This window comes from Pseudomonas sp. MYb118 (assembly GCF_040947875.1).
Lineage (GTDB): Bacteria > Pseudomonadota > Gammaproteobacteria > Pseudomonadales > Pseudomonadaceae > Aquipseudomonas.
In genome coordinates this window covers 1400342-1426900 of record NZ_JBFRXN010000002.1, presented here as the reverse complement: position 1 = coordinate 1426900, position 26559 = coordinate 1400342, and the positions used below count along the sequence as shown (strand labels likewise).

Sequence of the window (26559 nt, the reverse complement as noted above, 5' to 3'; positions counted from 1 at the left end):
ACTCCTGTCAGCAGCCGACTATTCTCCGTGCGGCATACCGACTTGTCGAGAATTCGTATCAAGCCGCCGCGTGGCTCTGTCGGATTTTCCGGCACAGGCATACTATGCGCGCCATGCAAATATCCTCTGATCACCCGCTGCTGTTACGTATCGTCGACGACCTGGCCGAACATGGCTGGTCGCAGCAGAATATTTTCCTGCCTCTGGATCTGACCCGGGCGTTGGCGGCTGAGTGCCGTAAACGTGCGGCCGAGGGTGACCTGGCCCCGGCCGGCGTAGGGCGCGGGTCGACCACGGAGATTCGCGAGGCGATTCGCGGCGACAAGATCCAGTGGATCGAACCGGGCCAGGCAGCCGCCTGCGACAGTTACCTGGCGCTGATGGACAGCCTGCGCGAAGCGATCAATCGCGGCCTGTACCTGGGCCTGGAAGACTTCGAGTGCCATTTCGCCCTGTACCCGCCCGGGGCGTTCTACCTCAAGCACCTCGACCGCTTCCGTGACGACGACCGGCGTGCGGTGTCGGCGGTGCTCTACCTCAATGATGCCTGGCTGCCGCAAGAGGGCGGCCAGTTGCGCATGTACCTGGCGGACCGTGGCGAGTACGACGTGCAGCCCACCGGCGGCTGCCTGGTGGTGTTCCTCTCGGGCGAGGTGCCCCATGAAGTGCTGCCGGCAACCCGTGATCGCCTGTCGTTGACCGGCTGGTTCCGCCGTCGCGGCAACGAGCCGTTCTGATCATGCACAAGGTGCTGGTGAGTCGCTGCCTGCTGGGCCACCGCGTGCGGTATGACGGTGGCGCCAGCGGGCCGTTCGATCAGCTCCAGCAATGGCTCGATGACGGGCGTGTGGTGCCCTTGTGCCCTGAGGTCGCCGGTGGCTTGCCGACGCCACGGGCGGCAGCGGAAATCCCCGGCGGGCAGGGTGTGCAGGTGCTGGATGGACAGGCATCGGTCATCACCACCGAGGGCGAGGACGTCAGCGCGCAGTTCCTGGCTGGGGCACAGCAGGCGCTGGCCCTGGTGCAGGCCCACGGCATCCGCATCGCCGTGCTCAAGGCCAACAGCCCGTCCTGCGGCAACCGCCTGACCTATGACGGCACGTTCAGCGGGGTCAAGGTCAGCGGCGAGGGGGTGACGGCGGCGTTGCTCACGCGCCATGGGGTGCAGGTGTTCAGCGAGCTGGAACTGGCCGAGGCGGCGGTGGCGTTGGCTGCACTAATTTGAGAAAGACACATCATCCTTGTAGGAGCGAGCTTGCTCGCGATTGCGGTGTCTCAGTCAACAATGATGTGGCTGATACACCGCAATCGCGAGCAAGCTCGCTCCTACAGGGGGCTTGGCGTGATTTCAAGCCTCAGGGCTGCACCCCATCCCCCGCCAGCCACTTCTTCTCCAGCGCCTCCAGGCGCCCATCGGCCTTGATCCGTTGCAAGGCGTTTTCCAGGCTGGCGCGGAACGCCGGGTTGCCCTTCTGGAACGGTATCGCCAGGCTGACCGGCGCGACGGCCTTGGGTTTTTCCTCGGCCAGTGACTGCACCAGCAGCATCGAACGAGGCTGCTCTTCCTTCTGCGCGATCAATTGCCCGTCGACCTGGGCGTAAGGTTCGCTGAAGTCGAAACGATCCTTGAGTTCCGGGGTCAGTGCTATGTGGTTGATAGCGATGTCGTACTTGCCGCTTTCCACGCCGGTCAGCAGATCGCCCGAGTCGGTGACGACGAAGTCGGCCCGTACATCGAGCTCGTTGGCCAGCAATTGACCCAGTTCGACTTCAAAGCCTGCGAGGTTGCCGTCGTTCTTGAAATTGAAGGGCGGTGTATTAGCCTCAAGGGCGATACGCAATTCGCCACGGTCGTTCACATCGTCAATCAATTCGGCGTGAGCCAAGGGGCTCAGGAGGGGTAGCAGGCAGATCAGGCCAGGCAACAAGCGCATGGTCACTCCTTGGAATTTCTTATGGCGACCCTTTGATTCAGGCTCGCTTTGCTATGGTTGTCGAGTGCCTTCGACAACGAATGGTCATGAAGTTGTCATGACCACGCGAATTTTACGAAAAAACCGGAGAAGAGAATGAAAACCTTTATGTCACGTGCTGCTTTGGCTGGTTTGCTGATGGGTGTCTCGGTGCTGGCCAGTGCCGCGACGCCGGCGCCGGAAGGTGCCGAAGTGTTCATCGTTTCTCCCGAGGACGGGGCCACGGTTTCCCAGCAGTTCAAGGTTCAGTTCGGGACGAAGAACGTTGCCCTGGCACCGGCAGGCGATGCCACGCAGAACACCGGTCACCACCACTTGCTGATCGACGCCAAGGAGATCGTGCCGGCCGGCGCGGTGGTCCCGACCGACGCCAACCACATGCACTTCGGCAAGGCCCAGACCTTTGCCGAGATCAAACTGGCCCCCGGCAAGCACACCTTGCAGCTGGAGTTGGGCGACAAGAATCACATGGCGTTCGACCCGCCGATCGTGTCGAAGAAAATCACCGTCAACGTGGAATAAAAAAAGGGAACCCCGCCGGGGTTCCCTTTTTTTATAGCTGCAAGCCTCAAGCCTCAAGCCTCAGGCTACAAGCCGAAGCAAATCTCGGCTTGTAGCTTGTAGCTTGCAGCTTGTCGCTGTCTTAGAACAGCACGCGGCAACGAATAGTGCCGTTGATGTGCGACAGTTTCTCTTGCGCCAGATCCGAGTATTCGGCGTCGACGTCGATCACCACGTAACCGACTTTCTCGTTGGTCTGCAGGAACTGACCGGAGATGTTGATGCCGTTTTCGGCGAAGACCTTGTTGATCTCGCTCATCACACCCGGGATGTTCTCGTGGATGTGCAGCAGGCGGTGCTTGCCAGGGTGAGCCGGCAGGGCCACTTCCGGGAAGTTCACCGACGATACCGAGGTACCGTTGTCACTGTACTTGACCAGTTTTTCCGCCACTTCCAGACCGATGTTGGCTTGCGCTTCAGCGGTGGAGCCACCGATGTGCGGGGTCAGGATCACGTTGTCCAGGCCACGCAGCGGGCTTTCGAACTCTTCGTCGTTGGAACGTGGTTCCACCGGGAAGACGTCGATGGCCGCGCCGATCAGGTGCTTGTCCTTGATGGCGGCTGCCAGGTGGTCCAGTTCGACCACGGTGCCGCGAGCGGCGTTGATCAGGATGCCGCCTTTCTTGATGGCGCGGATTTCCTTCTCGCCGATCATCCACTGGGTCGCAGCGGTTTCCGGAACGTGCAGGGTGACGATGTCGGACATGCCCAGCAGTTCGTGCAGGTTGCCGACCTGGGTGGCGTTACCCAGTGGCAGCTTGGTCACGGTGTCGTAGAAGTACACCTGCATGCCCAGGCCTTCGGCCAGGACCGACAACTGCGTACCGATCGAGCCATAACCGACGATGCCCAGCTTCTTGCCACGGATCTCGAAGGAGTTGGCCGCGCTCTTGATCCAGCCGCCACGGTGGCAGGAAGCGTTCTTCTCAGGGATGCCGCGCAGCAACAGGATCGCTTCGGCCAGCACCAGCTCGGCGACGGAGCGGGTGTTGGAGTACGGCGCGTTGAACACGGCGATACCGCGCTCGCGGGCCGCGTTCAGGTCGACCTGATTGGTGCCGATGCAGAAGCAACCGACTGCGACGAGCTTCTTCGCGTGATCGAAGATTTCTTCAGTCAATTGAGTGCGGGAGCGAATGCCGATGAAGTGAGCATCGGCGATCTTTTCCTTCAGCTGAGCTTCCGGCAGAGAACCGGTGAGGTACTCGATATTGGTGTAGCCGGACGACTTGAGGACGTCGACAGCCGATTGGTGGACGCCTTCGAGAAGAAGGAACTTGATCTTGCTCTTATCGAGAGAAGTCTTGCTCATCTGCGTAAACCTGTATCCCGGAGAAAAATGGCAGGAAATGGTCAACAGACGCTGACCCGGACGACAAATCTGCCGTCGCCGCATCGGGGCCGTTGGGCACTGAGCTGCGGGGTCGGTATGCTAGCATAGCGACCCGCTAAACACCCGTTCCTGCGACGTGAAGCGTTCTCAGGATGACCATGAATTGTTCGAGAGTTCTGTCGATGACCAGTCCTGCCCAGATTGAAGAACTGAAGACCTTGGTCGAGCCAGGCAAGGTGTTGCTTGATGCCGACTCCCTGAATACCTACGGCAAGGACTGGACCAAGCAATTCGCCCCGGCGCCCACGGCCATCGTGTTCCCCAAGACCATCGAACAGGTGCAGGCCATCGTTCGTTGGGCCAACCAGCACAAGGTGGCGCTGGTGCCTTCCGGCGGTCGCACCGGGCTGTCCGCCGCTGCGGTGGCGGCCAATGGTGAAGTGGTGGTGTCGTTCGACTACATGAACCAGATCCTCGACGTGAACCTGACCGACCGCACCGCCGTGTGCCAGCCGGGGGTGGTGACCGAGCATCTGCAGAACGTCGCCGAGGAAAAGGGCCTGTATTACCCGGTGGATTTCGCGTCCGCGGGTTCCAGCCAGATTGGCGGCAATATCGGCACCAATGCCGGCGGGATCAAGGTGATTCGCTATGGCATGACCCGCAACTGGGTGGCGGGCATGAAGGTGGTGACCGGCAAGGGCGACCTGCTGGAGCTGAACCACGACCTGATCAAGAACGCCACCGGCTACGACATGCGCCAGTTGTTCATCGGCGCCGAAGGCACCCTGGGCTTTGTGGTCGAGGCGACCATGCGCCTGGACCGTGCGCCGAAGAACCTCACGGCCATGGTGCTCGGCACCGCCGATCTCGACTCGATCATGCCGGTGTTGCACGCCTTCCACGGCAAGCTCGACCTGACCGCTTTCGAGTTCTTTTCCGACAAGGCCCTGGCCAACGTCATGGCCCGCGGCGATGTGCCGTCGCCGTTCGACACCGAATGCCCGTTCTACGCCCTGCTGGAATTCGAGGCGACCACTGAGGAAGTGGCCAACCTGGCCCTGGAAATCTTCGAAAACTGTGTCGAGCAGGGCTGGGTGCTGGACGGCGTGATGAGCCAGAACCAGACCCAGTTGCAGAACCTGTGGAAGTTGCGCGAGTACATCTCCGAGACCATCTCCCACCGCACGCCGTACAAAAACGATATTTCAGTCACTGTGTCGAAAGTTACGGCGTTTTTGCAGGAAATTGACGCGATCGTCGCAGAAGACTACCCGGATTTCGAAGTGGTCTGGTACGGCCACATTGGTGACGGCAACCTGCACCTGAACATCCTCAAGCCGGAAGATCTGGACAAGGACGAGTTTTTCGCCCGCTGCGCGACGGTCAACAAGCGGGTGTTCGAAACCGTCGAGCAGTACAACGGTTCGATTTCCGCCGAGCACGGCGTGGGGCTGGTCAAGCGCGACTACTTGACCTACAGCCGCTCACCGGTTGAGATCGAGTACATGAAAGCGCTCAAGGCGGTGTTCGATCCGAACGGCATCATGAACCCGGGCAAGATTTTCGCTGTTTGAATTCAGCACATAAGAGCCAAGAACCAGGAGTCGGTAATGAGCTATCAGCACCAGTATGTCGACGGCACGCGCATCCACTTTCCATTGGGCAAGGTGGTGTGCATCGGGCGCAACTACGCCGAACACGCCAAGGAGCTGGACAACCCGGTTCCGACGGAGCCTCTGCTGTTCATCAAGCCGGGCAGTTGTGTGGTGCCGCTGGAAGGCGGTTTCAGCATTCCCACCGAGCGCGGTTCGGTGCATTACGAAGCGGAAATCGCCGTGTTGATCGGCAAACCGCTGTCGACCAAGCCCAGCCGTGAAGAAGTGCTGGACGCCATTTCCGGTTTTGCGCCAGCCCTGGACCTGACCCTGCGCGACAAGCAGGCCGAGCTGAAATCCAAGGGCCTGCCGTGGGAAATCGCCAAGTCCTTCGACGGCGCGGCGGTGATCGCCCCGTTCGTGGTGGGCAGCAGCTTCGCTGACCTGACCGACATCGGCATTCGCCTGACCATCAACGGGCAAGTGCGCCAGGACGGCAACAGCAGCGCCATGCTCAACCCCATCGTGCCGATGATCCAGCACATGGCGGGCTGCTTCTCGCTGCAGGCCGGCGACGTGATCCTCACCGGCACCCCGGTGGGCGTCGGCCCGCTGAACGTCGGTGACGAGCTGGTCCTGGAGCTGCCAGGCGCCAGCCGCTTCACCAGCACTGTGCGCTAACTTCGTCCCCTGACACCCCGCGGTGTTCTGGCGTTCATCGCGAGCTTGCTCGCTCCTACAGGTCTGGTGGTGTCCTTGTGGGAGCGAGCTTGGGGGGCGTGAATAACAAGACAAACCCGCCATTTGCCATTTTTTTCACATCTCGTCTGGATAATTCCAGGGTTTACGGCATCTGAGCCGGTCCCAATTGTGCTATTACCTCTAGCCTGAATTTCTGGAACGCATCCCCCGATGGCCACCCAACCGCTGCCTACGCTCAAGTCTGCCCGTCGCCCACGCTTTTTCATGCGCTGGTATTCCTGGCTTTTGCTGGCGGCTGCCGCCGGCTATGGCTTGGCGTTTGCCATGCACTGGGATGACCGTGGCCTGCTTTGGGTGATGGAGCGTTTCGAAAGCCCGGCCGAGCGCCAGGAAAGTATCTGGCTGCCGGATTATCACGCGGTGATTGATGCCAAGGTGTTGCCGGGCATGGAAAAGGACGAAGCGTCCGACCTGGCCTACGACCCTCAGACCAAGACCCTGTTCGCGGTCATGGGCAAGAACCCGTTCCTGGTCGAGCTGACCTTGCAGGGTGACGTACTGCGCAAGATGCCGCTGGTGGGCTGGGCCAACCCGGAAGGGGTGACGGTCATGGGCAACGGCCTGCTGGCCATTGTCGATGAGCGCGAGCATTCGCTGACCATCGTCAAGGTCGACGCCGATACCCGCGAGTTGAACATCGCCAACTTCCCGAAATATGACCTCGGCCCGTCCGAAGATCAGAACAAGGCCTTTGAAGCGGTGGTCTGGGATGCGCACAACCAGTACATGCTGCTGGGTGAGGAGCGTCCGGCGGCCCTGTTCATCTGGAAAAGTACCGACGGCCAGACACTGACCGGTGACAAGCAGAAGCTGGCCAGTGACGAGCTGGACATCCGCAACCTCTCGGCCCTGGCCATCGACCCGCGCACCCGGCACACGCTGGTGTTGTCGGCCGACTCCCACCTGTTACTGGAGCTGGACGAAAAGGGCGAGCAGGTCAGCTTCATGACCTTGCTCGGCGGCTTCAACGGTTTGAAAAAGACAATCCCGCGCGCCGAAGGCGTGACCATGGATGAGGCGGGCACCTTGTACATGGTCAGCGAACCCAACCTGTTCTATCGTTTCGAAAAGCAGCACTGATGGGCGCCCTTCGGCCAAACATTGTAGGAAGGCGCGACGCTCAGTTGTAGGCCAAGGCTAATGGCCATTAAGCTTGAATTCAGACTGCCGTGGTATTTCATCCAGCTGTCCTGATTCCGAGCTTGCCCGCATGCGTCGATTTGCCCGTCCCAAACCCCTGATTCTGATCCTGTTGGCGATCACGCTGCTCGTGCTGGTCGCGGTGGGCCAGTACCTGCGCCTGTTCGAGCGCGCCTGGTTCAACCTGCACACGCTTTGGCAGCCGGAGAGTGCCCGCTCCATCGGGCTGGATCGTTACCAAGTCGCGATCGAGGGCCGCGCCATCGAAGGCCTGGACGACGATGTGTCGGCGCTGACCTTCGATCCGGTGCGCAAAAGCCTGTTCACCGTGACCAACAAAAACTCCGAACTGATCGAGCTTTCACTGCAAGGGCAGATCATCCGGCGTGTCGCGCTGATCGGTTTCGGCGATCCGGAGGCCGTGGAGTTCATCAGCGCCGATACCTATGTGGTCACCGATGAGAGCCAGCAGCGGCTGATCAAGATTCACCTTGAGCACGACACCACCTTCCTCGACGCCGCGGAGGCCGAGCAGATGACGCTTGGCGTGCACATGAGCGGGAACAAGGGGTTCGAAGGCCTGGCCTACGATTCGGTGGGCAAGCGCTTGTTTGTCGCCAAGGAACGCGACCCGATGTTGATTTACGAGGTGTTGGGATTTCCGCATTACAACCCGGAAAAATCCTACGCTGTGCACGTGATCAACAACCCCAAGCGCGATGCCGGGATGTTCGTGCGGGACCTGTCGAGCCTGCAATACGACGAGCGCAGCGGCCATCTGCTGGCGCTGTCCGACGAGTCGCGACTGATTCTGGAACTGGATGTGGACGGACGCCCGTTGAGCACCATGTCACTGAGCAAGGGCCGCCAGGGCCTGAAGAAGACCGTGCCCCAGGCGGAGGGCATCGCCATGGATGACGACGGCACGTTGTACCTGGTGAGCGAGCCGAATCTGTTCTACGTCTTCAAAAAACCCTGAGAACCCAGAACTACTGTAGGAGCGAGCATGCTCGCGATGGTGGCTTAGGCACCGAGGGGTGTCAGGCTACCAGCGTTGCCTGAGCATTCCTTCGCGAGCATGCTCGCTCCTACAGAGGGTATATCGGTGAGGCTTACTGCGCCTTCAGGGTTTTCACCCCTTCACTGGTACCCAGCAGCAACAAATCCGCCGGCCGCGCCGCGAACAGGCCGTTGGTGACCACGCCGACGATGGCGTTGATCTGCGTTTCCAGCTCCACCGGGTTGGTGATCTGCATGTTGAACACATCGAGGATGATGTTGCCGTTGTCGGTGACCACGCCTTCGCGGTAGACCGGGTCGCCGCCCAGCTTGACCAGCTGGCGGGCCACGTGGCTGCGGGCCATCGGGATCACTTCCACCGGCAGCGGGAAGTTGCCCAGTACCGGCACCAGCTTGCTGGCATCGGCGATGCAGATGAAGGTCTTGGCCACGGCGGCGACGATCTTCTCGCGGGTCAGGGCGGCGCCGCCGCCCTTGATCAGGTTCAGGTGCTCGTCGCTTTCGTCGGCGCCGTCGACGTAGAACTCCAGGTCGCTGACGGTATTGAGCTCATACACCGGGATGCCATGGCCCTTGAGGCGCGCGGCGGTGGCTTCGGAGCTGGCGACCGCGCCGTCGAAGGCGCCCTTGTGCTGGGCCAGGGCGTCGATGAAGCAATTGGCGGTGGAGCCGGTGCCGACCCCGACGATGCTCTTGTCATCGAGTTTCGGGAGGATGAAGTCGACGGCAGCCTGGGCCACGGCCTGTTTGAGTTGATCCTGGGTCATGCGGGCTCCGAAAGCGGGCAAGGGTAGACGGAAAGGCCCGCATTATAGCGCCATGCCGGGTTAAAACCTCGTCATTCGTGTGGTCGCATGGCCGAAATGCGGGTTAGACTCCCCGGTTCCGCCCAACCCGCCCAGTGATGCTTTCCGATGCTCGAACAGTACGTCAAGAAGATCCTCACCTCGCGCGTTTATGACGTTGCCGTAGAAACCCCTTTGCAGACTGCCCGCCAGCTCTCCGAGCGGCTGGGCAACAGTATTTTGCTCAAGCGCGAAGACTTGCAGCCGGTGTTCTCGTTCAAGATTCGCGGGGCCTACAACAAGCTCACGCAACTGAGCGATGCTGAGCGCGCGCGTGGCGTGGTCACCGCGTCCGCCGGTAACCATGCGCAGGGCCTGGCCCTGGCGGCGAAAGTGCTGGGCGTGAAAGCCACCATCGTCATGCCCAAGACCACCCCGGAAATCAAGGTCGAGGGCGTGCGTTCGCGCGGCGGCAAAGTGGTGCTGCACGGCGATTCGTTCCCGGAAGCCCTGGCCTATTCGCTCAAACTGGTCGACGAAAAGGGCTACGTCTACATCCACCCCTACGATGATCCGCACACCATCGCGGGGCAGGGCACCGTGGCGATGGAAATCCTGCGCCAGCAGCCGGGGCGCCTGGATGCGATCTTCGTCCCCGTGGGCGGCGGTGGCTTGATTGCCGGCATCGCGGCGTACGCCAAGTACCTGCGCCCGGAGATCAAAATCATTGGCGTCGAGCCGGATGACTCCAACTGCCTGCAAGCGGCCATGGCGGCCGGCGAGCGCGTGGTGCTGCCGACCGTGGGCATCTTTGCCGACGGCGTGGCCGTGGCGCAGATCGGCCAGCACACCTTCGATATCTGCAAAGACTACGTCGATGAAGTGATCACCGTCAGCACCGACGAGATTTGCGCGGCGATCAAGGATATCTACGACGATACCCGCTCGATCACCGAACCTGCCGGCGCCCTGGGCGTGGCCGGGATCAAGAAGTACGTTGAGCAGCATGGCGTCAGCGGGCATACCTTCGTGGCCATCGACTCCGGCGCCAACGTCAACTTCGACCGCCTGCGCCACGTCGCCGAGCGCGCCGAGCTGGGTGAAGGTCGCGAGGCCATCATCGCCGTGACCATCCCGGAGAAGCCAGGCAGCTTCAAGGCGTTCTGCGAGGCCATCGGCAAGCGCCAGATCACCGAGTTCAACTATCGCTACAACACCGGCAGCGAAGCGCACATCTTTGTCGGTGTGCAGACCCACCCGGAGAACGATCCGCGCAGCGCGCTGATCGCCAGCCTCACCGAGCAGGGATTCCCGGTGCTGGACCTGACCGACAACGAGCTGGCCAAGTTGCACATCCGCCACATGGTCGGCGGTCGCGCGGCCCAGGTCGTCGATGAAGTGGTGCTGCGCTTCGAATTTCCGGAACGGCCGGGCGCGTTGTTCAACTTCCTCAATAAGCTGGGCGGGCGCTGGAACATCTCGATGTTCCACTATCGCAACCATGGTGCGGCCGACGGCCGGGTGGTCGCCGGCCTGCAGGTGCCGCACGACGAGCGCCATCTGGTGCCGGCCGCGCTCGAGGAAATCGGCTATCCGTACTGGGACGAAAGCGACAACCCGGCCTATCAGCTGTTTCTTGGCTGAACGGCTACGCTGATGGGCAACGCATAAGGAAATCGAACCATGGAAACGTTGACCGCCCTGAAAATGGCGCATGTCGTGGCCACGGCGCTGGTGTTGCTCAGTGCGTTGGGCCTGGCGATCTGGGTCTGGCGCACGCGGCGCAGTGGCGATGCCACAGCGGCCAGCCGCACGTTGCAACGGCCACGGGTGTTCGTCTGGCTGGTGATGGGGCTGGCGCTGTTGAGCTTGCCATTCACCGGCTGGGGGATGGTGCATCGGGTGGGCTGGCCACTGGGCCAGACCTGGCTGCTGGCCTCCAGCGTGCTCTACACCGTGGCGGCGCTGGCGTGGTTCTGGTTGCTGGTGCGCCTGAACAAGCTGCGCAAGACCCCGGGCGGCGTGGGCAAATTCAGCCTGGCGCTGGCGGTGTTCAGTTTTGTCTGCTTTATCGCCATTGCCGGGTTGATGGGCGCTAAACCCGTCTGAAGCGTACACCTCCCCTGTAGGAGCGAGCTTGCTCGCGATAGCATTGTGTCAGTCACATAATGGTTGACTGACCCACCGCCATCGCGAGCAAGCTCGCTCCTACAGGGGGGCGTTTTCAGTCGCGCAGACTGATGACCGGCCACCCACGCTTCTCGGCCTCGGCGCGCAGGTTCGGGTCCGGGTCCACTGCCACCGGGTTCGTCACCTGCTCCAGCAGCGGCAGGTCATTCATCGAGTCGCTATAGAAGTAGCTGTCTTCCAGCGAATGCCCGGTTTCTTCCAGCCAGCGGGTCAGGCGTGTCACCTTGCCTTCACGGAAGCACGGGATGTCGGTGCTGCGGCCGGTGTAGCGGCCATCGACCATTTCGCATTCGGTGGCGATCAGGGTTTCGACGCCCAGTCGTGCGGCAATTGGCGCGGTGACAAAACGGTTGGTGGCGGTGATGATCACCAGCTTGTCACCCGCTTCACGGTGCTTGGCCAACAGGGCCATGGCCTTGGGCAGCACGATCGGCTCGATGCAGTCGCGCATGTAGTTCAGGTGCCATTCGTCCAGCGTGGCCATTTCGGTGCGGCCGAGCACTTCGAGGCAGAAATTCAGGTAGGCGGCGTTGTCCAGCTGGCCGGCCAGGTAATCCTGGTAGAACGCATCATTGCGGGTCTTGTAGGCGACGGCGTCGAGGAAGCCGCGTTCGCACAGGTAATCGCCCCAGGCGTGGTCACTGTCGCCGCCCAGGAGGGTGTTGTCCAAGTCGAATAAAGCCAGGCGCATTACGGTCGCTCGCTGAAAAGTCTGTAGAAAGGCGCCCAGAATACGGACTTTTCACCAGAGTGCACATAAGGTCGGTCGGCGCGTTGCTGCCTTCACGACCTTTGTGGAACAATGCGGCGACATGCGTTTGCGAGGTTGTTGCCGTGATCGACCCCGATGGTTTCCGCCCCAATGTCGGGATCATTCTCACGAATGATGCCGGACAGGTGCTATGGGCTCGCCGTATCAATCAAGATGCCTGGCAGTTTCCACAAGGGGGGATCAACCCTCAGGAGACGCCGGAAGACGCCTTGTACCGCGAGCTGAACGAAGAAGTGGGCCTGGAGCGCGAAGACGTTGAAATTCTCGCCTGTACCCGCGGCTGGTTGCGCTATCGTTTGCCGCAACGCCTGGTCCGTACCCACAGCCAACCGCTGTGCATCGGCCAGAAACAGAAATGGTTTCTCCTGCGCCTGATCTCCAACGAGCAGCGGGTGCGGATGGATTTGACCGGTAAACCGGAATTCGATGGCTGGCGCTGGGTCAGCTATTGGTATCCGTTGGGCCAGGTGGTGACATTCAAGCGCGAGGTGTATCGACGCGCTCTCAAAGAGCTTGCCCCGCGCCTTTTAGCGCGCGACTGACGACGGAGTTCGACCCCGAGCCATGCTCAATACGCTGCGCAAGATCGTCCAGGAAGTTAACTCCGCCAAGGATCTCAAGGCGGCGTTGGGGATTATTGTGTTGCGCGTCAAAGAGGCCATGGGCAGCCAGGTCTGCTCGGTCTACCTGCTTGATCCCGAGACCAACCGTTTCGTGTTGATGGCGACCGAGGGCTTGAACAAGCGCTCGATCGGCAAGGTCAGCATGGCGCCCAATGAGGGTCTGGTCGGCCTGGTCGGCACGCGTGAAGAACCCCTGAACCTCGAGAACGCCGCGGATCACCCGCGCTACCGCTACTTCGCCGAGACCGGTGAAGAGCGCTACGCCTCGTTCCTCGGGGCGCCGATCATCCACCACCGCCGCGTCGTCGGCGTCCTGGTCATCCAGCAAAAGGAGCGTCGCCAGTTCGACGAAGGCGAAGAAGCCTTCCTCGTGACCATGAGCGCGCAGCTCGCCGGGGTTATCGCCCACGCCGAAGCCACCGGTTCCATCCGTGGCCTGGGCCGCCAGGGCAAGGGTATCCAGGAAGCCAAGTTCGTCGGCGTGCCGGGCTCGCCCGGTGCGGCGGTCGGCACGGCGGTGGTCATGCTGCCACCGGCCGATCTGGACGTGGTGCCCGACAAGACCATCGTTGACATCGACGCGGAACTGAAGCTGTTCAAGACCGCCATCGAAGGCGTGCGCGCCGACATGCGGGCCTTGTCCGCCAAGCTCGCCACCCAGCTGCGGCCCGAGGAGCGGGCGCTGTTCGACGTCTACCTGATGATGCTCGACGACGCCGCACTGGGCAGTGAAGTGACCACGGTGATCAAGACCGGCCAGTGGGCCCAGGGCGCGCTGCGCCAGGTGGTCACCGATCACGTCAACCGTTTCGAACTGATGGACGACGCCTACCTGCGCGAGCGGGCCTCGGACGTCAAGGACCTGGGGCGCCGGTTGCTCGCCTATTTGCAGGAAGAGCGCCAGCAGAGCCTGGTCTATCCGGAAAAAACCATTCTGGTCGCCGAGGAACTGACCCCGGCCATGCTCGGCGAGGTCCCGGAAGGCACCCTGGTCGGCCTGGTCTCGGTGCTCGGCTCGGGCAACTCCCACGTCGCGATCCTGGCTCGGGCCATGGGCATTCCGACGGTGATGGGCCTGGTCGATCTGCCGTACGCCAAGGTCGACGGCATCGAAATGATCGTCGACGGTCTTCGCGGCGAAGTCTTCACCAACCCCAGCGATGTCTTGCGCAAGCAGTTCGCCGAGGTGGTGGAAGAAGAGAAACAACTGGCGCTCGGGCTCGATTCCCTGCGCGACCTGCCGTGCGTGACCGTCGATGGTCATCGCATGCCGTTGTGGGTCAACACCGGCCTGCTGGCGGACGTCGCCCGTGCGCAGAAGCGTGGCGCCGAAGGGGTGGGCCTGTACCGCACCGAAGTGCCGTTCATGATCAACCAGCGCTTCCCGAGCGAAAAGGAACAACTGGCGATCTATCGCGAGCAACTCGCCGCGTTCCACCCGCAACCGGTGACCATGCGTACGCTGGACATCGGCGGTGACAAGGCGCTGTCGTACTTCCCGATCAAGGAAGACAACCCGTTCCTGGGCTGGCGCGGTATTCGCGTCACCCTCGACCACCCGGAAATCTTCCTGGTGCAGACCCGCGCGATGCTCAAGGCCAGCGAAGGCCTGAACAACCTGCGCATTCTGCTGCCGATGATTTCGGGCATTCACGAACTCGAAGAAGCCTTGCACCTGATTCACCGGGCCTGGGGCGAAGTGCGCGACGAAGGCACCGACGTGCCGATGCCGCCGATCGGGGTGATGATCGAGATTCCGGCGGCGGTGTACCAGACCAAAGAGCTCGCGCGGCAGGTGGACTTCCTGTCGGTCGGCTCCAACGACCTGACCCAGTACCTGCTCGCCGTGGACCGCAACAACCCACGGGTGGCAGACCTCTACGACTACCTGCACCCGGCGGTGCTGCAAGCACTGCAAACCGTGGTGCGTGACGCCCATGCCGAAGGCAAGCCGGTGAGTATCTGCGGCGAAATGGCCGGCGACCCGGCGGCGGCGGTGCTGCTGACGGCGATGGGTTTCGACAGCCTGTCGATGAACGCCACCAACCTGCCGAAGGTGAAGTGGATGCTGCGCCAGATCAACCTGGACATGGCCAAGGAACTGCTGGCCGAATTGATGACCATCGACAACCCGCAGGTTATCCACAGCTCGCTGCAACTGGCGCTGAAGAAACTGGGGTTGGCGAAGATGGTCAATCCGGTGGCGGCGAAGGCGGGCTGAGACCGAGTCGCGCCCATCGCGAGCAGGCTCGCCCCCACAGGAGATTTGTGTCGTTCACAGATCCAATGTGGGAGCGAGCCTGCTCGCGATAGCTTCTGCCCAAACACCACACAATCTAGATCCTGACCTCAACCTCCCCAAGATGCCCCCCATACGGCCCAAAGCTGCGCTCAACCAGGTGCCGCGAGCCATCCGCCTGCACGATCAACGCCGTACTTGCCCGGGTCCCATAGCTCTGGCTGGCAATGAAAACACTCGACAGCAACGACTCCGTCGCCAGCCCGACCCCGGTGTCCGGTAACTCGGCGAACGGCGCGGTCTGCGCGTCGCTTAGCAATCCCAGAAGCCGCTCGGGCTGGGGATCGTCGAGCAACGTCTCCAGCCCCGCCCGGGCCTTGAGCAGCTTGGGCCATGGCGTATCCAGCCCGGCATTGGACAACCCATAGACCCCCGGCGGCAACAGTACGGCCTCGGCGTCGCGGGCGTGGTAATGCCACAGTTCGTTGGTGTTGCCGACCAGCAGGTTGAAACCGGCATATTCCAGAGAGCGGGCGACCACATCGTCCAGATAGTCGTCTATCGGCATGCTGCCGCCGAGAAAGCGCGCCACCAGTTCACCCCGGGATTTACGCGCGGCAGGCTGGTGCGGGTCGCGGATGTTGGTCAGCGCGGCAAAGCGCCCATTGGCGCCGACGCCGAGCCAGGTGCCACCCGCTTCCAGATCACGGCCGGCGTAGACCTGCGGGGTTTCCTGCCATTGCCCCAGGGGCAGGCTGGGCCGGGCGTAGAACTCGTCGCGGTTGGCCGCGACGATCAGCGGCTGGGCATGACCCGGGCGCCAGGCAAAGACAATCAGGCACATAAGGTGGTCCTTGTGTGTTTTTTTGCCCACTCTACGCAGACATCGCCCGTCGATCCATCGGCTTCACAGTGGAGCCGCAGGCCCCGCATCCGTTACCATGCCGGTCCGGTTTTGCGTGGTGAACAGGGATCGCCCATGGAATTTCTGCTCTATCTGGCGCTTGGCGCCTGTGCAGGCGTGCTCGCCGGCCTGTTTGGCGTGGGTGGCGGGATCATTATCGTGCCGGTGCTGGTGTTCAGTTTCACCTTGCAGGGTTTCGATGCCTCGATCCTCACGCACCTGGCAGTCGGCACTTCGCTGGCGACGATCATTTTTACCTCGGTCAACGCGGTGCGCGAGCATCATCGCATTGGCGCGGTGCGCTGGCCGATCTTCGCCTGGATGACCGTCGGTATCCTGCTGGGCGCCGGTTTCGGCGCGCTGACCGCCGAGGCGATCTCGGGCCCCAACCTGCAGAAGATCATCGGCGTGTTCGCCCTGGTCATCGCCGTGCAACTGGCCATGGACCTCAAACCCAAGGCCAGCCGAACGGTGCCGGGGAAAGTCGGTCTGACCGTGGCGGGCACGGTGATTGGCTGGGCCTCGGCGATTTTCGGCATTGGCGGCGGCTCGCTGACCGTGCCGTTCCTGACCTGGCGCAGTGTGCCGATGCAGCAGGCGGTGGCCACGTCGTCGGCCTGCGGCCTGCCGATCGCTGTGGCAAGTGCATTAAGTTTCATGATTCTGGGCTGGCACGATCCGCTGTTGCCGGCCCATAGTCTGGGTTTTGTTTATCTGCCGGCGCTGCTGGGCATTGCCCTGACCAGCATGGTCTTCGCCCGGCTGGGCGCGCGATTGGCCCACAGGTTGTCGCCGCGCTTGCTGAAAAGGTTGTTCGCCGCTTTGCTGTTCTGCGTAGGTTTGAGTTTCCTGCTCTGACGCATCGCACAATCCTGGCTTAATCCTGGCGTGACAGCGTCGCCCGGGAATATTGAACGTTTGAACGCTAACGAGGAGTCGCAATGCTGCCTTACCCGCAGATCGATCCGGTGGCCCTGGCCATCGGTCCGCTGAAAATCCACTGGTACGGCTTGATGTACCTGATCGGCATCGGCGGTGCGTGGCTGCTGGCATCGCGCCGGCTGAACCGCTTCGACCCGACCTGGACCAAGGAAAAACTCTCCGACATGGTGTTCTGGATGTCGATGGGCGTCATCGTCGGCGGTCGCCTGGGTTATGTGCTGTTCTACGATCTGAGTGCTTACCTGGCCAACCCGATGCTGATCTTCGAGGTGTGGAAGGGCGGCATGTCGTTCCACGGCGGCTTCATCGGCGTGATGCTGGCGGCGTTGTGGTTCGGCAAGAAGAACAACAAGTCGTTCTTCCAATTGATGGACTTCGTCGCGCCCATGGTACCCATCGGCCTGGGGGCCGGGCGCATTGGCAACTTCATCAATGCCGAATTGTGGGGCAAGGCTACCGACGTACCGTGGGCCATGGTCTTCCCGCCGTTCAGTGATCCGGCGCAACTGCCGCGTCACCCTTCGCAGCTCTATCAGTTCGCCCTGGAAGGCGTCGCGCTGTTCGTCATCCTGTGGCTGTTCTCGCGCAAGCCGCGGCCGACCATGGCGGTGTCGGGGATGTTCGCGCTGTTCTACGGCATCTTCCGTTTCATCGTCGAATTCGTCCGCGTACCGGACGCGCAACTGGGCTACCTGGCCTGGAACTGGCTGACCATGGGTCAGGTGCTGTGTGTGCCGATGATCATCGGTGGCCTGTTCCTCATCTGGCTGGCCTACAATCGCGCACCGGCACCGCCTGCGGCTGCCGCCTAAATTCGAACCCCGGGGCCCGCGCCCCGGGTTCAAGGAAACAGGTAACTCATGAAGCAATATCTCGAACTGGTCGCCCACGTCATCAAGAACGGCACCAAGCAGGCCAACCGCACCGGCGTGAACACCATCAGCTTCCCCGGCGCGATGCTGCGTTATGACCTGCAGGAGGGTTTTCCGGCGATCACCACGCGCAAGATGGCCTTCAAGTCGGCCATCGGCGAAATGTGCGGTTTCCTGCGCGGGGTGAACAACGCCGCCGAATTCCGCGCACTGGGCTGCAAGGTCTGGGATCAGAACGCCAACGAAAATGCACAGTGGCTGGCCAACCCGTTCCGCCAGGGCGAAGACGACCTGGGCGAGATCTACGGCGTGCAATGGCGCAAATGGCCGGCGTACAAGCAGATCCCGCTGAGCAACCGAGCGGCCATCGAGCAGACCCTGGGCCAGGGCTACCGCCAGATCGCCGAAGGTGAAGAAGACGGCCAGGCTTATGTCGTGCTGTACAAGGCCATCGACCAGGTTCGCCAGTGCGTCGACACCATCATCAAGGACCCGGGCAGCCGGCGCATCCTGTTCCACGGCTGGAACGTCGCGCAACTGGATGAAATGGCCCTGCCGCCGTGCCACCTGCTGTACCAGTTCCACCCGAATGTCGAGACGAAAGAGATTTCCCTGACCCTCTACATCCGTTCCAACGACCTGGGCCTGGGCACGCCGTTCAACCTCACCGAAGGCGCCGCGCTGCTGAGCCTGATCGGTCGCCTGACCGGCTACACACCGCGCTGGTTCACCTATTTCATCGGTGACGCCCACGTCTACGAAAACCACCTGGACATGCTCAACGAACAGCTCACCCGCGAGCCGTTCCCGATGCCCAAGCTCAAGATCAGCGACCGTGTGCCGGAGTTCGCCAAGACCGGCGTGTACCAGCCTGAATGGCTGGAGCTGGTGGAGCCGGGTGACTTCTCGCTCGAAGGCTATCAGCACCACGCGCCGATGACGGCGCCGATGGCGGTGTAACACCGCCCAACCTCCGTAGGAGCGAGCTTGCTCGCGATGGAGTGTCAGTCGACACCGGTGTGTCTGAACCGCCATCGCGAGCAAGCTCGCTCCTACAGGGTCAACGGCCGTGAGGTGTAATTCTTCCAAGTAAGGCTGATTGCAAAAAGATCTAACACACTGTTATTTCTGACAGCTGGCGAATAAATCGAAGGGTGTTTGACTGACTTGAAGCCGCCCGGCTTGGGTCGGCAACACCCTTTGTTTATTTGTGGAGGTGCATATGTCAGTCATTACAGATTTTCCAATCCATGGATTCGCGGACCCTGTCGTGGACATTCAAACTCAGGGTTCGAGCGCTCCAATGTACTCCAGGCCAACGGTGAACTGCCGAGGCCGAACGGGAGAGATTCACGCTTTGTCCGGCGTCAGTCCCTGGGGCGCCATGGTTCCCCAGGAGGTATTGGAGGGCGGGCCGGTTTTCGTTGACGCGTTGTTTTTTGGGGTTGATGTCAATGAGATAGAGTTTCAGATGGGTGATGAAGTGCGATTGCAAGGGCACTCGCTCAGCACAGGCGCTAACTTTGAGTTGCCGTCAAAGACAGTGACCGAGTTCTCGCCGATGCATTTCACTTTGCCGGATGTGCAAGCTCTGCAATTTGTGGGGCAACAGTTGGAAGTCATTTTTATCATCATGAGAAATGGAAGCGCGCTGCCTTCCTTATCCAGATTTGTCTCCTTCGTAAAGGCGCTTGAACAGACAGGTTCGATTTCTATTGAAGGCGTCGAGAATGGCGTGCTGGAAGTGGATAAATTTCCGCATGGCATTGTTTTGCATATCCCGAAAATCATCAATCTGGGTGGTAACAATGCCATCCTCATGACAATAAGAAGTGACTTGAACGGAGGCTCTACGGCCGTCAATCTCAGAGACTATCAGCGTCAGTTGACCGTCACCCCCGAGGCGGCCATTGAGTTCCGAATTCAGCCATCCGTCTACCAACCTTATCGTGGGGAAAAGGTTTTTCTGGCCTGCAGTGCGTTTCTAGGCTCAGGTATGCCTCAGGGAATGCTCTACGGCCTGGGCCCGAGAGGCATTATCGAATTTCAGTTGCTCTGATGAACCACGTGGCGGCGGTCTCAATGCCCGTGACTACGGCCCACATGTGAATGCTCCACCTCCGTCGCCACCACGCCGCCACTGACTTCCAGACGTTGCAGAATCCCGCACTGATCAACGTCCGGCCCTTCGCCGCAACGGCGGCGCAGGTCGATCAGTTGCGCCTGCAGTGCCAGCAGCCCGTCGATCCTGGCCTTCACGTGGTGAATGTGCTCGTCCACCAGCGCGTTCACGCTCTCGCACTGGTCCTGTGGGCTGTCGCGAAAGGCCAGCAGGCTGCGGATTTCCTCGAGGGTCATGTCCAGGGTGCGGCAGTTGCGGATGAAGGTCAGGCGCTCGGCATGGGCCTGGGTGTAGACGCGGTAGTTGCCGTCACTGCGCGCCGGTTCCGGCAGCAGATTCTCGCGCTCGTAGTAACGGATGGTCTCTACGGCACAGTCGGTGAGTTTTGCCAGTTCGCCGATCTTCATGACGGTCGTCTCCAAAAAGGGTGCTTGACCCTATAGTGGCTACAGGGTCTTTACTTGGCAACAGGTACTTTCAAGGACGCGACCCATGAGCGATTCCCGGCATTCCTCGACCCACACGCACACCCACGAAGATGGGCACGATCACGGCCACAAGCTGCAGCCTGTGCATAAACACTCGCATGGCGGCCCTGGCGACTCCTGCTGTTCGGCGAAAGCGGCGGCGCCGTCGCGGGTTCAATTGACCGAGGCCCCCAGCGCCAACGCCAGACTCAGCAGCTTTCGCATCGAGGCCATGGACTGCCCGACCGAACAGACGCTGATCCAGAACAAGCTCGGCAAACTGGCCGGCGTGCAACAACTGGAATTCAATTTGATCAACCGTGTGCTCGGCGTAACCCACGAGCTGGCGGATACGGCGCCGATCATCGAGGCGATCAAATCCCTGGGCATGCAGGCCGAGCCGCTGGAGCAGGGCGTCGAAGCGCCGGCAGCCGCGCCGGCGAAAAAACCGTGGTGGCCATTGGCGCTGTCGGGCGTGACTGCGCTTGCCGCCGAAGTGGTGCATTTCACCAGCGCGGCGCCGAGTTGGGTGGTGGCGATCATCGCGCTGATCTCGATCTTCAGCGGTGGCCTGGGCACCTACAAGAAGGGCTGGATTGCCCTGAAGAACCGCAACCTCAACATCAACGCGCTGATGAGCATCGCGGTGACCGGTGCCATCCTGATCGGCCAGTGGCCGGAAGCGGCGATGGTGATGTTCCTGTTCACCGTGGCCGAGTTGATCGAAGCCCGGTCCCTGGACCGCGCACGCAATGCCATCAGCGGCCTGATGCAGATGACCCCGGATCAGGCCACGGTGTTGCAGGCCAACGGCAGTTGGCTGGAGCAGGATGTGAAGACCATCGCCCTCGGCGCGCGGGTGCGCGTGCGGCCGGGCGAGCGTATTGGCCTGGACGGTGAAGTGGTGGCGGGCAGTTCGACCATCGACCAGGCGCCGATCACCGGCGAGAGCCTGCCGGTGGAGAAGGGCGTTGGCGACAAGGTGTTCGCCGGCACCATCAATCAGGCCGGTTCCCTGGAGTACGCGGTCACGGCACTGGCCAACCAGTCGACCCTGGCGCGAATCATCCACGTGGTCGAGCAGGCGCAGGGGGCGCGGGCACCGACCCAGCGCTTCGTCGATCAGTTCTCGAAAATCTACACCCCGGCGGTGTTTGTCCTGGCCCTGGCGGTGGCGGTGATCCCGCCGCTGTTCATGAGTGCGGCGTGGTTCGACTGGATCTACCGTGCGCTGGTGCTGCTGGTGGTGGCCTGTCCGTGTGCGCTGGTGATTTCCACCCCGGTGACCATCGTCAGCGGCCTTGCCGCGGCGGCGCGCAAAGGCATCCTGATCAAGGGCGGCGTTTACCTGGAGGGTGGCCACAAGCTCGATTACCTGGCGCTGGACAAGACCGGCACCATCACCCACGGCAAACCGGTACAGACCGATTACCTGGCGCTCGACCCGACCGCCCAGGCCCTGGCGCCGGCCATTGCTGCCGCGCTCGCCGGGCGCTCGGACCACCCGGTGTCGCTGGCGATAGCCCAGGCGGCTGTGGATAAAAACCTGACGCCGCTGACTGTGGATAACTTCGCGGCGCTGGCCGGGAGGGGTGTGCGTGGTGAGATCAATGGCCAGGTCTACCACCTGGGCAATCACCGTCTGGTGGAAGAGTTGCAGTTGTGTTCCCCGGCGCTGGAGGAAAAACTCTTCGCCCTGGAAAAACAAGGCAAATCCGTGGTGCTGCTGCTCGACGCCTCGGGGCCTCTGGCGCTGTTCGCCGTGGCCGACACGGTGAAGGACTCCAGCCGCGACGCCATCGAACAACTGCATGAGCTGGGCATCAAGACCCTGATGCTCACCGGTGACAACGTCCACACGGCCCAGGCGATTGCTGCGCAGGTGGGCATCGACGAAGCCCAGGGCGATCTGCTGCCGACCGACAAGTTGCAAGCCATCGAGGCGTTGTATGCCAAGGGCCATCAGGTCGGCATGGTGGGCGACGGCATCAACGACGCCCCGGCGCTGGCCCGTGCGCAGATCGGTTTCGCCATGGCGGCCGCCGGCACCGACACCGCCATCGAAACCGCCGATGTCGCCCTGATGGACGACGATTTGCGCAAAATCCCGGCGTTTGTCCGCCTGTCCCGGCAAACCTCGAGCATCCTCAAGCAGAACATCGCCCTGGCATTGGTCATCAAGGCGATCTTTCTTGGGGTAACCTTCTTCGGGGTCGCTACCATGTGGATGGCGGTGTTCGCCGACATGGGCGTGAGCCTGCTGGTGGTGTTCAATGGTTTGCGCCTGTTGCGCAAATAACGGATGAGGGGCGGTTGTGCTGAGTGCCGAGCTGAAGGCGTTTTACATGGTGGCCCGCCTGGGCAGCATTACCCTGGCGGCGAAAAAGCTCGGCCTGAGCCAGCCCACGGTGACGACGCAGATCCGCCACCTGGAAAGCCAGTATTCGGTGGAGCTGTTCTACCGCGGCGGGCGACGCCTGAGCGTCAGCGATGACGGCGCGCGGCTGTTGCCGATGGTCAAGGCGCTGTTGCAGCAGGAAGCCGACATCGAGTTTTTCCTGCGCAACAGCGGCCAGGTCCAGGGCACCTTACGCATCGCGGCCACCGCGCCTTACTACATCCTCGACCTGGTGAAGACCTTTCGCGAACGTCTGCCTCAGGTCGAAGTGTCGGTGGAGATTGGCAACTCCCAGCAGGTGCTCGAAGCGCTGGAGGAATACCGGGTGGACGTCGCCGCATCCTCGCAGTTGCTCGACGATGCGCGGCTGATCCGCCGGGTGCTGGGTAGCGATCCGCTGGTGCTGGCGGTGCATCGCAATCATCCGTTGGCGGTGCACGACCACGTGCCGCTCAGTGCGCTGGTCGGGCACACGCTGCTGATGCGCGAGCCGGGCTCGACCACCCGGCGCCTGACCGAGGAGTTGCTGGCCGGCGCCGGTGTGGATTTCGGGCCACTGCTGGAGATTGGCAGCCGCGAGTCGATTCGCGAAGCGGTACTGCGCAACATCGGCATCAGCATCATTGCCCGCCAGGAAGTGCCCCATGACCCACAACTGCGTGTGCTGACCCTGGAAAATGCGCCGCAGATTCCCGAGTACCTGTATTGCCTCAAGGAGCGCAAAGGCGCGCGGTTGCCGGCGGCGTTCCTGGGGGTGGCGCAGGAGATGGCGCCGGTCTGAGACCTTCGGCGTCTGTGTAAGTGATCGTTCCCACGCTCTGCGTGGGAATGCCTCTTCGGACGCTCCGCGTTCGGCTTCTTGGGACGCAGAGTGTCCCGGGCTGCATTCCCACGCAGACGGTTCGACGCCTCGACGTGGGAACGATCAGGGCTGAACCCAAATCCCCGAATACCACTATCACCAGTTTTTGCCTTACTGCCACATGACGGTCTCATTACAACTCTAGGATGGCTTTCATCTGCTAGATGAGGCCTGTCCATGAACCACTCGACCGCAACTGTCCTGACCACCCCCGGCGCACCGATGAAGGTGCGGGGCGTGCAGAAACGCTTCGGCGCCTTCACTGCGCTGGATAACGTCTCCCTCGACGTGGCGGCCGGTGAGCTGGTGTGTCTGCTGGGCCCGTCCGGTTGCGGCAAGACCACGCTGCTGCGCTGCATCGCCGGCCTGGAGAAACAGGACGATGGTGAGTTGTTCCTCGGTGGCCGCAACGTCTCGGACCTGCCGCCCCAGGCCCGTGACTACGGCATCCTGTTCCAGTCCTACGCGCTGTTCCCCAACCTCACCGTCGAAGCGAACATTGCCTACGGCCTCGCCGGCAGTGGTCGCGAGGAAACGCGTAAGCGGGTCGGTCAGATGCTGGAGCTGGTCGGCCTGACCGGCAGTGAGAAAAAGTACCCCGGCCAATTGTCCGGCGGCCAGCAACAGCGGGTTGCCCTGGCCCGCGCCCTGGCGCCGTCGCCCTCGTTGTTGCTGCTGGACGAGCCGATGTCGGCGCTCGATGCGCGGGTTCGCGAGCACCTGTGCACCGAGTTGCGCCAGTTGCAGCGCAGCCTGGGCATCACCACGCTGATGGTCACGCACAACCAGGATGAGGCCATGCTCATGGCCGACCGTATTGCCGTGATGAACAACGGCAAGGTCGAGCAATACGCCACGCCGCAGGAAATCTACGATCGTCCGGCCACGCCCTTCGTCGCCGAGTTCGTCGGCCAGGGCAACTGGCTGCCGTTCCATCGCAGCAGCGACAGTCACGCCCGGGTTGGCGGGATGAACATGCGCCTGCAGGATGGCTGCGCGAAGACCGCCTCTGGCCGCCTGTTCTGCCGTCCTGAGGCGATCAGCGTGAATCCGCTGGTGCACGAGGAAAACCTGTTCCCGGCCCGGGTTCGCGAAATCACCTTCCTCGGCAACCGCTGCCGCATGAGCTTCGAACTCGACCAGTTGCCCGGCCACGCCCTGTTGGCGGAGCTGGCGCCGGAAGCCATGCCGCGCCTCGGCGCCCAGCAGATCATGGTCGCCTTGCCACCCCGCAGCCTGCAGGTGTTTGCCTGATGAGCGCCAACGTCGCGCTGCCGATGTCGCGCAAGCAGGTGCGGCAGGTCTCCCGTGCCGAGCTCGGCGACCGGCTGTTCGTGGTCGGCGGCAAGGTGCTGTTGTTGGTGTTGCTGGGTATCGCGGTGCTGATGCCGCTGCTGGCGATCTTCTGGCGCGGTTTCAGCGGCGAAGCCGGGCAGGGCGGGGGATGGGTCGCTGCCCGTGAGTTGCTCGGCAGCGCCAATTTCCACTGGCTGCTGGGTAACAGCCTGAAGGTTTCCCTGAGCGTTGCGGCCATCGTCGTGCCGCTGGCCTACCTGTTTGCCTACGCCCTGCAACGCACGTTGATTCCCGGCAAAGGTCTGTGGCGCGGCATCTCGCTGCTACCGCTGATGGCGCCGTCGATGCTGCCGGGTATCGCGCTGGTCTACCTGTTCGGCAACCAGGGCATGCTGCGTGGCTTGCTGTCGGACAACATCTACGGCTTCTGGGGCATCGTGCTGGGTGAGGTCATCTACACCTTCCCACACGCCCTGATGATTCTGCTGTCGGCGCTGTCCCTGGCGGATGCGCGGTTGTTCGACGCCGCCTCGAGCATGGGCGCCAGCCCCGCCAAGGCCTTTCGCAGCATCACCTGGCCGGCCACGCGCCAGGCGGTGTTCGCCGCGTTCTGCCTGGTGTTCACCCTGACCATCACCGATTTTGGCGTGCCGGTGGTGGTCGGTGGCGACTATCAGGTGTTGGCGCTGGAAGCCTACAAGGCGGTGGTCGGCCAGCAACAGTTCGGTCGTGGGGCGTTGATCGGCATGGTCCTGCTGCTGCCGGCGCTGCTGAGTTTCGGCGTGGATGCCTGGTTGCGTCGCCGTCATGGCGACTCCATGAGCGGTCGGGCGCAGGTGTTCAAACCGACGCCGTCCAAGCGTCGTGATGCCGGCTACCTGGCCATCGTGCTGCTGATCTGCGCGGCGTTGCTCGGCGTGTTCGGCATGGCGGTGTTCTCGTCCCTGGTGAAGTTCTGGCCGTACAACCTGTCGCTGTCGCTCAACCACTACCAGTTCAGCGACACCGCCGGCGGCGGTTGGCTGGCCTACGGCAACAGCGTGAAGATGGCCGTGTACTCGGCGCTGATCGGCAGCGTGCTGATCTTCACCGGTGCCTACCTGATGGAAAAGACCAAAGGCCAGCGCGGTCTGAACCTGGCGCTGCGCCTGCTCAGTTTCGTACCGATGGCGGTGCCGGGGCTGGTGCTGGGCCTGGGCTACGTCTTCTTCTTCAACCTCACCGGCAACCCGCTGCATGTGCTCTACGGGACCATGACCCTGCTGGTGGTGTGCACCATCGCTCACTATCTGACCACCGCACAAATGACCGCGACCACTGCGCTACGCCAGCTGGATGCCGAGTTCGAAGCCGCCGCGCTGTCGCTCAAGGCGCCGCTGTATCGGCATTACCTGCGCGTCACCGTGCCGATCTGCCTGCCGGCCTTGCTCGACATCGTGCGCTACCTGTTCGTCTCGGCCATGACCACCGTCTCGGCGGCGATCTTCCTCTACAGCCCCGACACCATCCTCGCGGCGGTGGCGGTGCTGAACATGGATGACGCCGGCAACGTCGGCGGCGCGGCCGCGATGTCGACCCTGATTCTGTTCACCTCGGCGGGCGTGTCCCTGCTGCTGGCCTGGGCTTCGCGCGGCTTGCTGCGCCGCTCCCAAGCCTGGCGGCAGAGCGCGCCCGGTCACTGATTCGCCCGGCGTTTGCCA

Annotated in this window: 25 protein-coding genes; 19 read left to right on the top strand and 6 right to left on the bottom strand. The window is 62.2% G+C overall.

Features of this window, described 5'->3' with window-relative positions; genetic code table 11:
* The first annotated feature begins 104 nt into the window (after positions 1–104).
* Both ABVN20_RS12410 and ABVN20_RS12405 read left to right on the top strand, forming a co-directional pair.
* The gene (locus ABVN20_RS12410; protein ID WP_368555933.1) at positions 105–737 is read left to right on the top strand and encodes a 2OG-Fe(II) oxygenase; all 633 of its coding nucleotides are present in this window, start codon (positions 105–107) and stop codon (positions 735–737) included.
* A 2-nt stretch (positions 738–739) separates the two neighbouring features.
* Positions 740–1225, top strand: coding sequence for a DUF523 domain-containing protein (locus ABVN20_RS12405; RefSeq protein WP_368555932.1), 486 nt, complete (start codon positions 740–742; stop codon positions 1223–1225).
* Between the two features lie 130 nt (positions 1226–1355).
* Here the strand turns inward: ABVN20_RS12405 and ABVN20_RS12400 are convergent, their stop codons facing one another.
* Positions 1356–1934, bottom strand: coding sequence for a transporter substrate-binding domain-containing protein (locus ABVN20_RS12400; protein ID WP_368555931.1), 579 nt, complete (start codon positions 1932–1934; stop codon positions 1356–1358).
* A gap of 135 nt (positions 1935–2069) precedes the next feature.
* On the opposite strand from ABVN20_RS12400, the gene ABVN20_RS12395 reads away from it, so the two are divergent.
* Entirely contained in the window at positions 2070–2495 is a 426-nt protein-coding gene (locus ABVN20_RS12395) for a DUF4399 domain-containing protein (RefSeq protein WP_368555929.1), read from the top strand.
* A 121-nt stretch (positions 2496–2616) separates the two neighbouring features.
* Here ABVN20_RS12395 and serA read toward each other — a convergent pair whose 3' ends face one another.
* Positions 2617–3846: a phosphoglycerate dehydrogenase gene (serA, locus tag ABVN20_RS12390; protein WP_368555928.1), complete on the bottom strand. Its 1230-nt coding sequence runs from the start codon at positions 3844–3846 to the stop codon at positions 2617–2619.
* Between the two features lie 203 nt (positions 3847–4049).
* On the opposite strand from serA, the gene ABVN20_RS12385 reads away from it, so the two are divergent.
* The 4 genes from ABVN20_RS12385 (at position 4050) to ABVN20_RS12370 (ending at position 8346) form a co-directional block, all read left to right on the top strand.
* The gene (locus ABVN20_RS12385; RefSeq protein WP_368555926.1) at positions 4050–5444 is read left to right on the top strand and encodes an FAD-binding oxidoreductase; all 1395 of its coding nucleotides are present in this window, start codon (positions 4050–4052) and stop codon (positions 5442–5444) included.
* A 36-nt stretch (positions 5445–5480) separates the two neighbouring features.
* Positions 5481–6146: a fumarylacetoacetate hydrolase family protein gene (locus ABVN20_RS12380; protein WP_368555925.1), complete on the top strand. Its 666-nt coding sequence runs from the start codon at positions 5481–5483 to the stop codon at positions 6144–6146.
* A 231-nt stretch (positions 6147–6377) separates the two neighbouring features.
* Positions 6378–7307 carry an SdiA-regulated domain-containing protein gene (locus tag ABVN20_RS12375; RefSeq protein WP_368555924.1) on the top strand — a complete coding sequence of 310 codons (930 nt, stop codon included), beginning with the start codon at positions 6378–6380 and terminating at the stop codon, positions 7305–7307.
* Positions 7308–7437: 130 nt separating this feature from the next.
* The gene (locus ABVN20_RS12370; protein WP_368555923.1) at positions 7438–8346 is read left to right on the top strand and encodes an SdiA-regulated domain-containing protein; all 909 of its coding nucleotides are present in this window, start codon (positions 7438–7440) and stop codon (positions 8344–8346) included.
* 133 nt (positions 8347–8479) lie between these two features.
* Here ABVN20_RS12370 and rpiA read toward each other — a convergent pair whose 3' ends face one another.
* The gene (rpiA, locus tag ABVN20_RS12365) at positions 8480–9154 is read right to left on the bottom strand and encodes a ribose-5-phosphate isomerase RpiA (RefSeq protein WP_368555922.1); all 675 of its coding nucleotides are present in this window, start codon (positions 9152–9154) and stop codon (positions 8480–8482) included.
* Positions 9155–9301: 147 nt separating this feature from the next.
* On the opposite strand from rpiA, the gene ilvA reads away from it, so the two are divergent.
* A complete protein-coding gene (ilvA, locus tag ABVN20_RS12360) occupies positions 9302–10816 on the top strand; it encodes a threonine ammonia-lyase, biosynthetic (protein ID WP_368555920.1) in 1515 nt (504 codons plus the stop codon).
* 39 nt (positions 10817–10855) lie between these two features.
* Complete coding sequence (locus ABVN20_RS12355; RefSeq protein ID WP_368555919.1) at positions 10856–11281, top strand: DUF2269 domain-containing protein; 426 nt, start codon at positions 10856–10858, stop codon at positions 11279–11281.
* Between the two features lie 115 nt (positions 11282–11396).
* Here the strand turns inward: ABVN20_RS12355 and ABVN20_RS12350 are convergent, their stop codons facing one another.
* A complete protein-coding gene (locus ABVN20_RS12350) occupies positions 11397–12053 on the bottom strand; it encodes an HAD family hydrolase (RefSeq protein ID WP_368555918.1) in 657 nt (218 codons plus the stop codon).
* Positions 12054–12196: 143 nt separating this feature from the next.
* On the opposite strand from ABVN20_RS12350, the gene ABVN20_RS12345 reads away from it, so the two are divergent.
* Complete coding sequence (locus tag ABVN20_RS12345; RefSeq protein ID WP_007897732.1) at positions 12197–12676, top strand: RNA pyrophosphohydrolase; 480 nt, start codon at positions 12197–12199, stop codon at positions 12674–12676.
* Between the two features lie 22 nt (positions 12677–12698).
* On the top strand, positions 12699–14978 hold the full coding sequence (gene ptsP / locus ABVN20_RS12340) for a phosphoenolpyruvate--protein phosphotransferase (protein WP_368555917.1): 2280 nt from the start codon (positions 12699–12701) through the stop codon (positions 14976–14978).
* A gap of 115 nt (positions 14979–15093) precedes the next feature.
* Here the strand turns inward: ptsP and ABVN20_RS12335 are convergent, their stop codons facing one another.
* A complete protein-coding gene (locus ABVN20_RS12335) occupies positions 15094–15840 on the bottom strand; it encodes an NRDE family protein (protein ID WP_368555916.1) in 747 nt (248 codons plus the stop codon).
* 135 nt (positions 15841–15975) lie between these two features.
* On the opposite strand from ABVN20_RS12335, the gene ABVN20_RS12330 reads away from it, so the two are divergent.
* The 4 genes from ABVN20_RS12330 (at position 15976) to ABVN20_RS12315 (ending at position 19773) form a co-directional block, all read left to right on the top strand.
* The gene (locus ABVN20_RS12330; RefSeq protein ID WP_368555915.1) at positions 15976–16758 is read left to right on the top strand and encodes a sulfite exporter TauE/SafE family protein; all 783 of its coding nucleotides are present in this window, start codon (positions 15976–15978) and stop codon (positions 16756–16758) included.
* Positions 16759–16841: 83 nt separating this feature from the next.
* Positions 16842–17654, top strand: a complete 813-nt coding sequence (gene lgt / locus ABVN20_RS12325) for a prolipoprotein diacylglyceryl transferase (RefSeq protein WP_368555914.1) — start codon at positions 16842–16844, stop codon at positions 17652–17654.
* A 48-nt stretch (positions 17655–17702) separates the two neighbouring features.
* Positions 17703–18674 (top strand): thymidylate synthase, encoded by a 972-nt coding sequence (locus ABVN20_RS12320; protein WP_368555912.1) that lies wholly within the window; start codon positions 17703–17705, stop codon positions 18672–18674.
* 262 nt (positions 18675–18936) lie between these two features.
* Positions 18937–19773: a hypothetical protein gene (locus tag ABVN20_RS12315; protein WP_368555911.1), complete on the top strand. Its 837-nt coding sequence runs from the start codon at positions 18937–18939 to the stop codon at positions 19771–19773.
* Positions 19774–19793: 20 nt separating this feature from the next.
* Here the strand turns inward: ABVN20_RS12315 and cadR are convergent, their stop codons facing one another.
* Entirely contained in the window at positions 19794–20243 is a 450-nt protein-coding gene (cadR, locus tag ABVN20_RS12310; RefSeq protein ID WP_368555909.1) for a Cd(II)/Pb(II)-responsive transcriptional regulator, read from the bottom strand.
* Between the two features lie 85 nt (positions 20244–20328).
* Between cadR and ABVN20_RS12305 the strand changes: the two genes are divergently transcribed.
* From ABVN20_RS12305 to ABVN20_RS12290, 4 genes are all read left to right on the top strand, one after another.
* Entirely contained in the window at positions 20329–22602 is a 2274-nt protein-coding gene (locus ABVN20_RS12305; protein WP_368555908.1) for a heavy metal translocating P-type ATPase, read from the top strand.
* 16 nt (positions 22603–22618) lie between these two features.
* Positions 22619–23482: a LysR family transcriptional regulator gene (locus tag ABVN20_RS12300; RefSeq protein ID WP_368555907.1), complete on the top strand. Its 864-nt coding sequence runs from the start codon at positions 22619–22621 to the stop codon at positions 23480–23482.
* Positions 23483–23740: 258 nt separating this feature from the next.
* Positions 23741–24817: a putative 2-aminoethylphosphonate ABC transporter ATP-binding protein gene (locus ABVN20_RS12295; protein ID WP_368555906.1), complete on the top strand. Its 1077-nt coding sequence runs from the start codon at positions 23741–23743 to the stop codon at positions 24815–24817.
* Complete coding sequence (locus tag ABVN20_RS12290; RefSeq protein WP_368555904.1) at positions 24817–26541, top strand: putative 2-aminoethylphosphonate ABC transporter permease subunit; 1725 nt, start codon at positions 24817–24819, stop codon at positions 26539–26541. Before ABVN20_RS12295 ends, ABVN20_RS12290 begins: the two co-directional genes overlap by 1 nt.
* The last annotated feature ends 18 nt before the right edge of the window (positions 26542–26559 follow it).

Excerpts from the sequence above, each read along its gene's own strand:
- ABVN20_RS12395 (WP_368555929.1), top strand. The coding sequence starts at position 2,070 with ATGAAAACCTTTATGTCACGTGCTGCTTTGGCTGGTTTGCTGATGGGT.
- cadR (WP_368555909.1), bottom strand. The coding sequence starts at position 20,243 with ATGAAGATCGGCGAACTGGCAAAACTCACCGACTGTGCCGTAGAGACC.
- ABVN20_RS12405 (WP_368555932.1), top strand. The coding sequence starts at position 740 with ATGCACAAGGTGCTGGTGAGTCGCTGCCTGCTGGGCCACCGCGTGCGG.
- ABVN20_RS12330 (WP_368555915.1), top strand. The coding sequence starts at position 15,976 with ATGGAATTTCTGCTCTATCTGGCGCTTGGCGCCTGTGCAGGCGTGCTC.
- ABVN20_RS12380 (WP_368555925.1), top strand. The coding sequence starts at position 5,481 with ATGAGCTATCAGCACCAGTATGTCGACGGCACGCGCATCCACTTTCCA.
- ABVN20_RS12410 (WP_368555933.1), top strand. The coding sequence starts at position 105 with ATGCGCGCCATGCAAATATCCTCTGATCACCCGCTGCTGTTACGTATC.
- ABVN20_RS12335 (WP_368555916.1), bottom strand. The coding sequence starts at position 15,840 with ATGTGCCTGATTGTCTTTGCCTGGCGCCCGGGTCATGCCCAGCCGCTG.
- ABVN20_RS12295 (WP_368555906.1), top strand. The coding sequence starts at position 23,741 with ATGAACCACTCGACCGCAACTGTCCTGACCACCCCCGGCGCACCGATG.
- ABVN20_RS12305 (WP_368555908.1), top strand. The coding sequence starts at position 20,329 with ATGAGCGATTCCCGGCATTCCTCGACCCACACGCACACCCACGAAGAT.
- rpiA (WP_368555922.1), bottom strand. The coding sequence starts at position 9,154 with ATGACCCAGGATCAACTCAAACAGGCCGTGGCCCAGGCTGCCGTCGAC.
- ABVN20_RS12370 (WP_368555923.1), top strand. The coding sequence starts at position 7,438 with ATGCGTCGATTTGCCCGTCCCAAACCCCTGATTCTGATCCTGTTGGCG.
- lgt (WP_368555914.1), top strand. The coding sequence starts at position 16,842 with ATGCTGCCTTACCCGCAGATCGATCCGGTGGCCCTGGCCATCGGTCCG.
- ptsP (WP_368555917.1), top strand. The coding sequence starts at position 12,699 with ATGCTCAATACGCTGCGCAAGATCGTCCAGGAAGTTAACTCCGCCAAG.
- ilvA (WP_368555920.1), top strand. The coding sequence starts at position 9,302 with ATGCTCGAACAGTACGTCAAGAAGATCCTCACCTCGCGCGTTTATGAC.
- ABVN20_RS12355 (WP_368555919.1), top strand. The coding sequence starts at position 10,856 with ATGGAAACGTTGACCGCCCTGAAAATGGCGCATGTCGTGGCCACGGCG.
- serA (WP_368555928.1), bottom strand. The coding sequence starts at position 3,846 with ATGAGCAAGACTTCTCTCGATAAGAGCAAGATCAAGTTCCTTCTTCTC.
- ABVN20_RS12385 (WP_368555926.1), top strand. The coding sequence starts at position 4,050 with ATGACCAGTCCTGCCCAGATTGAAGAACTGAAGACCTTGGTCGAGCCA.
- ABVN20_RS12315 (WP_368555911.1), top strand. The coding sequence starts at position 18,937 with ATGTCAGTCATTACAGATTTTCCAATCCATGGATTCGCGGACCCTGTC.
- ABVN20_RS12290 (WP_368555904.1), top strand. The coding sequence starts at position 24,817 with ATGAGCGCCAACGTCGCGCTGCCGATGTCGCGCAAGCAGGTGCGGCAG.
- ABVN20_RS12350 (WP_368555918.1), bottom strand. The coding sequence starts at position 12,053 with ATGCGCCTGGCTTTATTCGACTTGGACAACACCCTCCTGGGCGGCGAC.
- ABVN20_RS12375 (WP_368555924.1), top strand. The coding sequence starts at position 6,378 with ATGGCCACCCAACCGCTGCCTACGCTCAAGTCTGCCCGTCGCCCACGC.
- ABVN20_RS12400 (WP_368555931.1), bottom strand. The coding sequence starts at position 1,934 with ATGCGCTTGTTGCCTGGCCTGATCTGCCTGCTACCCCTCCTGAGCCCC.
- ABVN20_RS12320 (WP_368555912.1), top strand. The coding sequence starts at position 17,703 with ATGAAGCAATATCTCGAACTGGTCGCCCACGTCATCAAGAACGGCACC.